The organism is Lysinibacillus sp. NPDC047702 (assembly GCF_050272555.1).
Lineage (GTDB): Bacteria > Bacillota > Bacilli > Bacillales_A > Planococcaceae > Lysinibacillus.
In genome coordinates this window covers 39,029-50,792 of record NZ_JBNNMG010000036.1, presented here as the reverse complement: position 1 = coordinate 50,792, position 11,764 = coordinate 39,029, and the positions used below count along the sequence as shown (strand labels likewise).

10 protein-coding genes are annotated in these 11,764 nt (G+C 36.1%); 7 read left to right on the top strand and 3 right to left on the bottom strand.

The window, feature by feature from the left end:
• Window positions 1-316: 316 nt before the first annotated feature.
• The gene (locus ACQKIM_RS16795) at window positions 317-826 is read right to left on the bottom strand and encodes a hypothetical protein (RefSeq protein ID WP_427545921.1); all 510 of its coding nucleotides are present in this window, start codon (window positions 824-826) and stop codon (window positions 317-319) included.
• 174 nt (window positions 827-1,000) lie between these two features.
• Between ACQKIM_RS16795 and ACQKIM_RS16790 the strand changes: the two genes are divergently transcribed.
• Both ACQKIM_RS16790 and ACQKIM_RS16785 read left to right on the top strand, forming a co-directional pair.
• Window positions 1,001-1,663, top strand: a complete 663-nt coding sequence (locus ACQKIM_RS16790; RefSeq protein ID WP_054770830.1) for a potassium channel family protein — start codon at window positions 1,001-1,003, stop codon at window positions 1,661-1,663.
• A 6-nt stretch (window positions 1,664-1,669) separates the two neighbouring features.
• Window positions 1,670-2,158 (top strand): hypothetical protein, encoded by a 489-nt coding sequence (locus ACQKIM_RS16785; protein WP_427545919.1) that lies wholly within the window; start codon window positions 1,670-1,672, stop codon window positions 2,156-2,158.
• Between the two features lie 36 nt (window positions 2,159-2,194).
• On the opposite strand, the gene ACQKIM_RS16780 is transcribed toward ACQKIM_RS16785, so the two are convergent.
• Window positions 2,195-3,457, bottom strand: a complete 1,263-nt coding sequence (locus tag ACQKIM_RS16780) for a dicarboxylate/amino acid:cation symporter (RefSeq protein ID WP_427545917.1) — start codon at window positions 3,455-3,457, stop codon at window positions 2,195-2,197.
• Between the two features lie 402 nt (window positions 3,458-3,859).
• Between ACQKIM_RS16780 and ACQKIM_RS16775 the strand changes: the two genes are divergently transcribed.
• The 5 genes from ACQKIM_RS16775 (at window position 3,860) to ACQKIM_RS16755 (ending at window position 9,915) form a co-directional block, all read left to right on the top strand.
• On the top strand, window positions 3,860-5,461 hold the full coding sequence (locus ACQKIM_RS16775; protein ID WP_427545915.1) for an ATP-binding protein: 1,602 nt from the start codon (window positions 3,860-3,862) through the stop codon (window positions 5,459-5,461).
• Window positions 5,462-6,166 (top strand): response regulator, encoded by a 705-nt coding sequence (locus tag ACQKIM_RS16770; protein ID WP_427545913.1) that lies wholly within the window; start codon window positions 5,462-5,464, stop codon window positions 6,164-6,166. It begins immediately after the preceding gene.
• Window positions 6,167-6,266: 100 nt separating this feature from the next.
• Entirely contained in the window at window positions 6,267-6,758 is a 492-nt protein-coding gene (locus ACQKIM_RS16765; protein WP_427545911.1) for a GNAT family N-acetyltransferase, read from the top strand.
• 284 nt (window positions 6,759-7,042) lie between these two features.
• The gene (mprF, locus tag ACQKIM_RS16760) at window positions 7,043-9,565 is read left to right on the top strand and encodes a bifunctional lysylphosphatidylglycerol flippase/synthetase MprF (RefSeq protein ID WP_427545909.1); all 2,523 of its coding nucleotides are present in this window, start codon (window positions 7,043-7,045) and stop codon (window positions 9,563-9,565) included.
• Between the two features lie 38 nt (window positions 9,566-9,603).
• Window positions 9,604-9,915: a hypothetical protein gene (locus ACQKIM_RS16755; RefSeq protein WP_427545907.1), complete on the top strand. Its 312-nt coding sequence runs from the start codon at window positions 9,604-9,606 to the stop codon at window positions 9,913-9,915.
• A gap of 198 nt (window positions 9,916-10,113) precedes the next feature.
• Here the strand turns inward: ACQKIM_RS16755 and ACQKIM_RS16750 are convergent, their stop codons facing one another.
• Window positions 10,114-11,340 carry an MFS transporter gene (locus ACQKIM_RS16750; protein ID WP_427545923.1) on the bottom strand — a complete coding sequence of 409 codons (1,227 nt, stop codon included), beginning with the start codon at window positions 11,338-11,340 and terminating at the stop codon, window positions 10,114-10,116.
• Window positions 11,341-11,764 lie beyond the last annotated feature (424 nt).

Sequence of the window (11,764 nt, the reverse complement as noted above, 5' to 3'; positions counted from 1 at the left end):
TCAGCGCAGGAAGCGGCTCGTCGCTCGCCCACAGGAAAGCGAGTAGCCTGGAACGGAGATCACCTTCATTTGACTTAGGAGTGTTCACAAAGAGTCCCTTAACCATTTAGTTTTTCAACACTATGAAAAGACGAGAATAATTTAAATTCTCGTCTTTTTTTGCATTTTTTGCGAAGAAAATAAGTGGTAAGGGATTATTGGACATAAATTAGTTTGTAATTTGATTGGAAAAGGGTTGAAGCTAAGCAAAAAGGAGCGGCCTGATTGGAAAGGTGATGGGCAGATCAGAAAGCGGGTTGAATAGAGAGAAAAAATGCTAATGCTGATCAAAAAGAGGGTTGAGCAGAACGGAAAAGTGCTGGAGCGGATCAAAAAAAGTGTAGATCAGAGCGGAAAAAAGCTGGAGCGGATCAAAAAGAGTGTTGACCAGAGCGGAAAAGTGCTGGAGCTGATCAAAAAGAGTGTAGGTCTGAGCGAAAAATAGCGGAAGCTGATCAAAAAGAGTGTAGGGCAGAGCGAAAAATAGCCGAAGCCGATCAAAAAGAGTGTAGGCCAGAGCGGAAAAGTGCTGGAGCGGATCAAAAAGAGTATAGGCCAGAGCGAAAAATAGCCGAAGCTGATCAAAAAGAGTGTAGGGCAGAGCGAAAAATAGCGGAAGCTGATCAAAAAGAGTGTAGGCCAGAGCGGAAAAGTGCTGGAGCGGATCAAAAAGAGTATAGGCCTGAGCGAAAAATAGCCGAAGCTGATCAAAAAGAGTGTAGATAAGAGCGAAAAAGTGCTGATACTGATCAAAAAGAGCACCTACCTGAGCAAAAAAGACATGCAACAGAGCAATAAGTGCAGTACCCTTGAGCGAAAATTAATTAAAACAAGAATTATATTTTAACGCTTTCAACCAACCCCCTCCCCTAATGACGAATTGAATCTTTCTTTGACGATACATATAACCAAGAATACGTTACAATAATGATATAGTAGTTTTCGGAGGGATTTTTTTATGATGAAAAAAGAGTTTGCTGTTATTGGGCTTGGACGTTTTGGGGGAAGTATTGTTCGCGAGTTAATGAGTCAGGGTGCACAGGTTATGGCAATTGATCATTCTTCGGAGCGTGTAGATGAATTTGCTTCCATTGCCACTCAGGCTGTTATCGCGGATTCGACAGATGAATCGGTCCTAAATTCATTAGGTATTCGTAATTTTGAGCATGTAATCGTTGCAATTGGTGAAGATATCCAGGCAAGTATTTTAACAACTATTATTTTAAAGGAAATTGGTGTTCAACAAATTACAGTCAAGGCTCAAAATGACTATCATGAAAAGGTACTACGCAAAATTGGTGCTGATTTTGTTGTTCACCCTGAGCGTGATATGGGGATACGGATTGCCAATAATATGCTATCCAATACAGTTCTTGATTATTTGGAGCTTTCAGATGAACACTCAATTATGGAGTTAAAGGCAAATGATGCAATTGCAGGCTACTCCATTATGGATTTGGATATTCGTGCTAAATATGGTATTAACATTGTTGGCATCAAGCGTGGCCCTGATATAATCGTCTCACCACAAGCTAGTGACAAAATTTTACTAGGGGATATTATGCTTGTCATTGGGGCTGATGTAGACATTAACCGCTTTGTGAAAAAGGCATTGAATGGGTAGTGTCCAATGAACAAACGTAGATGGAGATTAGTCATTTTAGCAGCAATTATACTAACTGTTGCGTTTACCATGCAGTTTCGAGAAAAAAATAAGGAAGCAGCCATCTCAGCGATTTTGGATCAAGCATCACAAATTGATAGCATCGAGCTTTTTAAAGGAGAGCAATCGATCATTCGCTTAACAGGTGAGGACGCAACAACCAATCGTGAAAAATATCCGCTAAGTCATGTTAGGAATTTGAGCAAAAAAGAAAGAGCCATCTTTGAAGAGGAACCAGCCTATCGGATTGTTTACAACATAAAAGATAAAACCTTATATGAGGTAGACATTCTAAAGGTAGCCATTAGCTCTGAGCTAAGCGAAGAACTCAAGCAAATGGTTTTTCATGTGGGCGATCAGCAATATTTAATATATTGGGCAAACGAGCGGAAAGCACTTGAGCAATCCACAAGTACGCAGCTTTTACTTGAACAATATGGAAAATTAAGAGGGTAGTGAATCAGCATTGGCTGTCATCACTACCCTTTTTTCTTAGGATACAATAGTGGCTTTTCCTTGAAGTGCACGTTCTTGCATAGCAGTATCAAACTCTTTTTCAGATTTTGACACTACCACACAGGCTACACCATTACCAATTAAGTTTGTTACAGCACGAGCCTCAGACATAAAGCGATCAACACCGATTAAAAGTGCTATTCCTTCCACTGGAATCATTGGGAAGGCAGCTAAAGTCGCTGCTAATGTGATAAAACCTGAACCTGTTACACCCGCTGCACCCTTAGAAGTAATCATTAAAATTCCAAGTAGTGTAATGATTTGAATCCAAGTGAGGTCCATTCCATATGCTTGTGCAATAAACAATGCAGCCATTGATAGGTAGATGGAAGTCCCATCAAGATTAAAGGAGTATCCAGTAGGAACGACTAAACCTACAACCTGCTTCGAGCAACCGAAATTTTCAAGCTTTCGCATCATAGACGGTAAAGCTGATTCAGAGGAGGATGTACCGATTACTAAGAAAATCTCATCTTTGATGTATGCGATAAATTTAAAGATATTAAATCCAAAGAATTTTGCAATGGCACCTAAAACAAATACAACAAATAAAAACATTGTAATATACACTGCGGCCATTAATAGACCTAGATTACCTAATGATTTTAAACCGAAATTTCCAATCGTATAGGCCATCGCACCAAAAGCTCCGATTGGGGATATTTTCATAACCATACTTACAATTTTGAAGAATATCTCTGCCACCTGCTCAAAGAAGGTGATTACTGGTTTTGCAGGTGCTCCAATTGAGGCAGCGGCTAAGCCAAATAAAATTGCAGAGAATAGAACAGGTAATAATTGACCAGTTGCTAGTGCACCTACAACATTTTCTGGAATAATACTAGAAATGAATGCACCCAAGCCTTGCTCAGTTTCAGCCGCAGCGGTTGTATATTTGGAAATATCGGCTTCAGATGCACCTGATGTATCCAAACCTGTACCAGGACTAACGATTAAAGCAACAGCAATTCCTATTGCTAGGGCAATTGTGGATACTATTTCGAAGTAAAGTAATGCCTTACCCCCAATTTTCCCAACCTTTTTCATATCTCCCATACTACCGATTCCAATAACCACTGTTAAGAAGATAATAGGGGCAATTAACATCTTAATTAACTTAATGAATAGATCTGCTAGGATTTTTAAGCTGGCACCAAACTCAGGGAAAATTGCTCCAACAATTATCCCAAGGATGATAGCCACTATAACCTGAACAGTCAAATTTTTCAGTAATTTCATTTTATGCTACCTCTTTTCTAAATTTTCTTTTTGATATCGTTTTCACTAGAAATATCATAGCGAATACTTTTTAAAAAAAGAGGTTTAGAAAATAAGAAACATATCGTTCATTAAGTACATTCGTTTACATTCACATTTAAATGTAGTGTTTTCAATATCTTTCACTGTTATGGTACGCTATTGTTAATTAATTATTGTTATAATACAAAAATATAAAGTGATAAAAAAATTTGTTTTATATCAATTACTTGTAATTTTGTTCATTAAGTTCAATATTTTCTCCTACTTATGTCGACTAAAGGAGTTGTCAAAAGAATTTTTTGCAGATAATCTTAAAAACATATCATCAATATGGTGTGCTACTGTTTATGAGAATGCAGATTTGAAGGGAAGGAATTTTTAATGATGAAAATGCCTGTAAACGGCAAGATACTGTTAGTGACATTTTTAATCATTGCACTCTCCTTTTTACTAGGTGGTATTTTTGTACTCGGTAACTTATTATCTGAGCAAGAAAAAGATTTTGGTCAGCGTGCAATGCTTGTAGCACGAACTGTATCAAATGTACCAGAGCTGAGTGTACATTTGAAAAATGACAATATGAAAGAAGCCGCAAAAAATATCAATAAAATTGTAGATGGTATTAGGGTGATTAATAAGGCAGAGTATATTGTTGTGATGAATATGGAGCGTATTAAACTATCCCATCCAGTAAGTAAGGAATTAGGACGACGAAGTGAGTCGCAGGATCTGAATGCAGCATTTAGTGAGCATTATTATGTATCGAAAGCACGTGGAGAATCAGGTGTCATGATACGTGCTTTTGTTCCGATTATTAATGACAAAAAAGAACAGGTAGGCATAGTAGTAGTTGGCTATTCACTACCAATATTGCTAGAAATGTTGCAAAGTTATGAGCGAGAAATTGTTATAACAATTGTTATATCGCTGATTTTCAGTATTTTGGGTGCATATACACTTGGACGACATATTAAAAAACAAATGTTTGGACTTGAACCTCATGAAATTGCCAAGATGTATGTGGAAAGAACAGAAACCTTTAATGCAATGCATGAGGGAATAATAGCGGTTGATAAGGAAATGAATATTACCATTTTTAATGAAAAAGCGGCTGACATATTAGGCGTGACTAGGAATATAGAGGACTGTATTGGTCAAAAGATTTATGATGTTTTGCCTGATACCCGTCTGCCTGAAATTGTTGAAACTGCAACACCTGTTTATGATCAAGAGCTTTACATTAATCATCATAGTATTTTAAGCAATCGTGTACCAATTATTGTGAATAATGAGCTAGTTGGTGCAGTTGCCATGTTTAAGGATTTAACAGCCGTAAAAAAGCTTGCGGAAGAAGTCACAGGTGTAAAAGCCTTTGTTCAAGCACTACGTGTACAAACCCATGAGCATAAAAATAAACTTCATACGATTGCAGGACTTCTGCAATTGGGACATACAAAGCAAGCACTTGAATACGTTACAGCCACTACTGAAAATGAAGCTTCTTTAACAAAGTTTTTGAATGAACGCTTTCATAATGAAAATATTTCAGGTTTATTATTGAGTAAAGTAAGCTATGGCAAAGAACTAGGAATTGAAGTTGAGATTGATCGAAAAAGTCATTTTAAACGTTTTCCGCCTCTATTAGATCATCATGATTTTGTTGTTTTACTCGGAAATTTAATAGAAAATGCCTTTGAGGCTTTAAATGTCCTTTCAAAAGATGATAAATATGTCGCTATCTCTGTAGATGAGCATGATGGTGTATTAGCGATAGCAGTTTCTGATAATGGTATTGGAATGGCCAAAGAGGTACAGGCTCGTATGTTTGAAAATGGATTTTCGACAAAGGCTAGTGAAAATCGAGGCATTGGCTTGCATTTAATCCATGAAATTGTAAGAAAAGGTAATGGAGAAATTGAAGTAGTGAGTGAATTTATGAAAGGAACAAGTTTCTTAATCTTATTTGAGTTAGGAGAAGAATAGATGGATGTAATAAATGTCTTACTAATTGAAGATGATCCAATGGTACGAGAAGTGAACAGGCAATTTATTGAGCAAATCAAGGGTTTTTCATTAATCGGCTATGCTAGCAATGGTATTGAGGGAATTCAAAAGATTAGGCAATTAACCCCAGAGCTTATCTTTATGGATATTTTTATGCCAGAGCAAGACGGCATTATTACGTTAGGGAAAATTCGAGAGGAGCATCTTCCTGTTGATGTAATCGCTGTCACCGCTGCGAACGATATGCCCACTGTGCAGCGTATTTTACACTTAGGTGTCTATGATTATATTATGAAGCCTTTTACCTTTGAGAGAATTGAGCAGACTTTAAAAAATTATCAAAACTACAGAAACAAAATAAGCGGCATGCAGGATTTAACCCAACATGATGTCGATCATTTAATGCAACAACGTCTTCCCGAGCAAGTTGCAGTTTCAACAGGAATGGATACAATTATTATAGAAGAACTGCCAAAAGGGTTTAATCGAGCTACCTTAGATAAGGTGCTTGCATATATTCAAGAAAGCGGCGGAGCAGTATCTGCGGAGGAGGTATCTACTTATATAGGTACAGCACGTGTTACAGCTAGACGCTATTTAGACTTTTTAGAAAAGCAAAATCTATTAAAAGTAGATATACAATATGGAAGCGTAGGACGTCCAATTCATCGATATTATATTTAAAAGAAATAAATTACCTTATCAGCCTATATTTTGTTAAATATTAATTGATTTCCCTTTAATGGTTGTATTAAACTTTGGTAAAAACAAGGGAGTTTATGAAATGAAAAGGTTGACAGAAAACTGTACAATTGAGCATTTAAAGCTTGAGCACTACTATGCGATAAATGCACTCTATTCAAATGTAAATGTCAGAGTCTATCTGGGAGGAGTCCCAAAAGAAAGCTACATCGAAGCTTCATTTAGAGGAATGCTAGAAGCCCCATTTCCCAATACATATTTTTATATTTCGTTAAGGACAACGGATGAATTCATAGGGCTTGTCTCCATAGATGAATATCATGACAAAGACGCATATGAGCTTTCATATCAATTTTTACCACAGTATTGGGGGCAAGGATATGCATATGAAGTACTAACAGATGTTATAAATTACGGATTGAATATTCTGAATTTAACGCATTTAGTAGCAGAAACACAAACAGCTAACATCGCATCCTGTCGTTTACTTGAAAAAGTAGGGATGCACAAGGTACAGGTATTAGAAAGATTTGGACATGAACAAGCTGTTTATGAATTAGGGAAAATTTTATAACTTTTGTCCGTATTAAATATGGTCATTTTTACTTCTCTATAATATAGATGAATGAAAATGATCTTTTTCTTTTGGCTATAAGGTAGGAAATCCCCAAGGTATAAGTTGAGCACTATGGTAAAATTGTTCAATTTAGCGTGAATAGTAGTTCCTAGCTTTGACGATACATATAGCAGAGAATACGTTACAATAGGGAAATAGTCATTTACCTTTAAAAATAGAGCTAATTTCTAGTGCAGGTAATTTAAAGATTTAAGAAAGCTTATGGGGAGTAGGTTTGGCATATGTTTAATGTTCGAAAAGAGGGACTATTGAAATTTTTGAAGATTTTATTTCCAATAGTACTTTTGGCGATAGCTATTTATGAAATTCAACAATCAGTGAGTGGTGTCGATGTTCATTTACTGCGAAAAGAACTGAATGAGCTACAGCTATGGGAGCTTTTATTAATTTTTCTCATCACCTTTTTTGCGATTACACCAATGATTTTTTATGATGTTATATTAGCAAAAATATTAGGAATCAACATCAATAAACGTAATTTGCTCAATCATTCATTTATCGTAAATACATTTTCAAATCTTATTGGCTTTGGTGGTCTAGTCGGTATATTTTTACGTAATTACTTCTATTCCAAATATAAAGAGGATAAGGAAGGCTTGCTAAAAAATATTGCCACGGTAACACTTTTTTATTTAACAGGGATTTCTCTGCTAACCTGGATTATGTATATATTCTTTTGGGATTTCCCTTTGCTAAAGGAAGAGCGTTGGTTATCGATTGCAGTTATTCTTGTTAGCCTTTATGTACCAGCTTTTTTGGCCATGCATTTTATTCGCTATAAAAAGGAAAGTTCTTTAAAGCCAAATATATCACTTCAGTTAATGATAACTTCAGTAGCTGAGTGGCTTGCTGTATTTTTAGTGATTTGGATATTAACGTTTATTTTAAAGATTCCAATAGAATTATCTGCGTTAATTCCTATTTTTTTAATTGCCTCTAGTGCAGGAATAGTCAGTATGATACCTGGTGGAGTCGGTTCATTTGATCTCGTTTTTTTATGGGGAACACAAAGTATTGGAATTGCAGATGAAAAAGTGCTCTTTCTATTAATTTTGTACCGTGTTGGCTACTTCGTGCTACCATTTTTGGTTTCCTCTCTTTTATTTATTAAGGAATATTGGATTCGCTGGAATCAATCTTGGGATGATTTACCCAATATAATTTTTCAGAAGCTTAGCCACATGCTATTAACAATATTGGTGTTTATATCTGGCATTATTTTATTGCTATCTGCTGCAATGCCTGGGATTTTAAGTCGCCTAAAAATTGCCCAGGAGTTTTTATCCTCACCAATTATGAATGTCTCTCATCAAATGACGGTGGCAGCAGGCTTTATACTCTTAGGATTATGTAGGGGGATAAAATATAAAGTAAAGAGGGCATACCAGCTTACCATCGTTGTGCTAAGTAGTTCAGCGTTGTTTTCTATTTTTAAGGGTCTGGATTATGAGGAAGCCATTTTCTTAATGATTGTTGCAGCGTTATTAATGGTATCCAAAAAGCAATTTTATCGAGAAAGCTATGTTTTGACATGGGGAATCGCCATACTTGATCTTGCAATAGTGACAATCATTACAGCAATGTATGTGTTGATTGGTTATGTAAACTTACCTTCTGCCAAAATTCATTTTCCTAGTGCCCTTCAGGATTATATTATAACCGATTATCAAGACCTTTTTTATAGTGCTATTATCGGCATTCTTATCGCCATTGTTATTTTTTATATAGGTTATTTTATCCGAGCACCTAAGAAAATGATAAGGCTTTTGTCTAAAGAGCAAGAGGGTGCCATCAGAAATCATTTGATGACCTACAAAGGGACCGAGTATTCACATTTAATTTTTTTGCATGATAAATTTGTACATTGGAATAAAAAAGGTACGGTTTTATTCTCCTATCAAATCTATGCGGATAAGATTATAGTCCTTGGAGACCCAGTAGGAAATGAATCTGATTTTTTATATGCTATCCAGGAGTTTTTGGAATTGGCTGATAAACACGGTTATACACCAGTTTTTTATGAAATTAACAATAAGATTTTTTCTGCTTTACATGAGTATGGCTATAGCTTTTTTAAGCTCGGTGAGGAAGCCTTTGTAGACTTGGAGGAATTTACATTCACAGGTAAAGAAATGAAGGGAAGTCGAGCGATAAAAAATAAATTTGAACGAGAAAATTATATAGTGGAAATACTAAGCCCGCCATATTCTCAGGAAGTCATGAAAGATTTGCAAAAGGTATCAACAAAATGGTTGCAGGGGAGAGCGGAGAAAGGTTTTTCGCTTGGTTTTTTTGATGAACACTATTTAAGCACCTCTAACATTGCGGTTTTACGCGGAGCAGAAGGTACGTTTGGCTTTGCTAGTATCATGCCAATGTATGATAATGGCGAAAGAGTTTCAGTAGATCTTATGCGTTTTAAGCCGGGATCACCATCTGGGACAATGGATTTCATTTTTTTATCATTATTTGAATGGGCAAAAGCAGAGGGCTATCGTGTCTTTAATATGGGAATGTCGCCTTTATCAAATGTCGGACAGTCCAGATATTCTTTTTTAAGTGAGAAAATAGCTGCACAAATATTTTTACATGGACAGCACTTCTATCATTTTAAAGGATTAAAAAACTTCAAATTAAAGTATGCAGATTTTTGGGTACCAAAGTATGTTGCGTATAGAAAGAAATCCTCATTACCATTTACCATGGCACAAATCACATTGTTAATTGGGAATAAGAGAAAATAGTACGCACTTTAAACCATAAAATGAAAAAGAGAGACGATATGAATTTAGTAAATAACACCAGCCCTATTAATATCGGTATTTTTTCACCTTCAGCACCTGCATCTGTCAATGCATATTCCCGTTTTCAAATAAGTGGCATTAATTTAGGTAAGCATGAATGTTACGATGATTTAGGAACTATGCGCAAACCATATGAGATACTACTTGAGCAACTGGATGGAACGAATATCCCTATTCTAGCGGAGGTTGATATTTGTCATACACATCCAATGCATCCAATTGCCATTGGGAAAAAAGTAAGATTAGATGCTACTGCACAAAAAATTTATTGTATCGAGAAATGGTTATAGACAAAAAGAGGCAGTCTTATAGGTCCCATTTGGAGTAAAATCACATGAAATTGAAAAGGCAGAAATGTTGATTTAACAACGTTTCTGCCTTTCACTTTTTATTCATTTTTGGTTAAAAAGAGATAGCCTTAACATCAAACAAGAAGCATAGCCTGTTCTTTTATGGATGGCGTTTAGCTGTGGCTGAATATTCTATAGTTAAACATCCTTATGCTTGGAAGTGGGTTTGCCGGCTACTATTAAAACTTTACTGCCAAGAAGGAAAAATCCTTGGATAAATAATAATATTCCTGTACCGATGAGTAACCATTCAATCGCGAATATATCAGCAATAGGACCAAAGATAAGCATTCCTAATGGCATCATAGAGGTAGAAATCATCCCAAGTACGCCGAATACTCTTCCTAAAAAATCTCCTTCAACTTTTTCTTGAAGTAAAACAGTAGCGGGCGTATTAAAGATAGGCATTGCCATGCCTGTTATCCCCATAAAGACTAGATACAGCCAAAACTCTGGAATAATACCGAGAACAAAGGTACAGACACCAAACAAAAGAGTTGCAAATGTCATTGTGTGTACTTTATTTTTAAAACCACCCCATGAGACCATAAAGATGCCACCAATGAGCATACCAACCGCGAAGGTAATTTCGATAGCTGTTAAACGCCAGACATCATTGCCGAAGCTGCGTGTTACTTGAAGAGGCGTTAAAAATGCTGCAGGTGCAGCTAAAATCATGAAAAATGCAAAGAACATGAATAAGCTTTTTAGGAAGTCGTGGTTTTTAATATATTTAAAGCCTTTTTTCATATCATCAAAATAGCCAGTCGTTTGTTGTTGAGCTGCCTTTGTATGCGCTGGGATGTGTAAAAATACAAGCAATGTACTAATAGCAATTGCAGCGGTGATGACGTCAATAAAGAAAATAGACTCTATCGAAGCTTTTGTTAATAATGCCCCGCTAGCCATAGGAGAGATAATCATCACAAAAGCTTGAATACTGCTGTTTGTGCCGTTAATCTTCATCAATTTATCTTCTGGGACAATTTGTGGCAGTATGGCGCCTACTGCTGGTGTTTGAATTCCTGCACCAATAGCACGAATGGCAGAAATAACAAAGAGCAGCCATAGTGAATCATGCCCCATTAAAAATAGAATTGCTAAAATAAGAGTAGAAAGAGCGATCATGCCATCTGCTAAAATAATTAACCATTTTCGATTGTAACGGTCAGCCCAAACACCAGCAATAGGTGAGAGGAAGAATGTAGGTAAGAAGCCACAAATAATCGAAATCGTCATCATCATACCTGATTGTGTAGTTAATGTAATATACCAAGTAATGGCATACTGTACGAGAGATGAACCAAAAAGTGAAATGGTTTGACTGCTTAAAAATAGGGTAATATTCCTTTTCCAATGTTCCATTGATTGTACATCTGAATGTGTCATAAAAATTAGTTCCTTTCTTCATAAATTTCTTGCAAAGTATGTGTTTTTAATAAGTGAAGATAAAAAAACACAGGTTTTTGCCTGTGCTAAGTGTAAGTGGGAAGTGTGTGAATATATGATGAACAGCCTTAATTTGAGGGGCAAGAAATCTTACATGTGTCTTGAAGGACATTAAGACCATTCAATATCCATGTAGAACAGATGCCAATAGGTGTTCAAGTCACTATTTATAGACAACAAAAAAAGAGGGTCAAAAAGGCCCTCTTTTTTACATAAACGTAAAATAAAGATATTCCTAAAAGGCAGACCAATCCCATTTACTCTGCACAGCAGGCAAAGTTTTGAACGTATTTAATTAACGGTTCAAATTTTGGGAACGTTGTGCCATCGTTAGAAATAC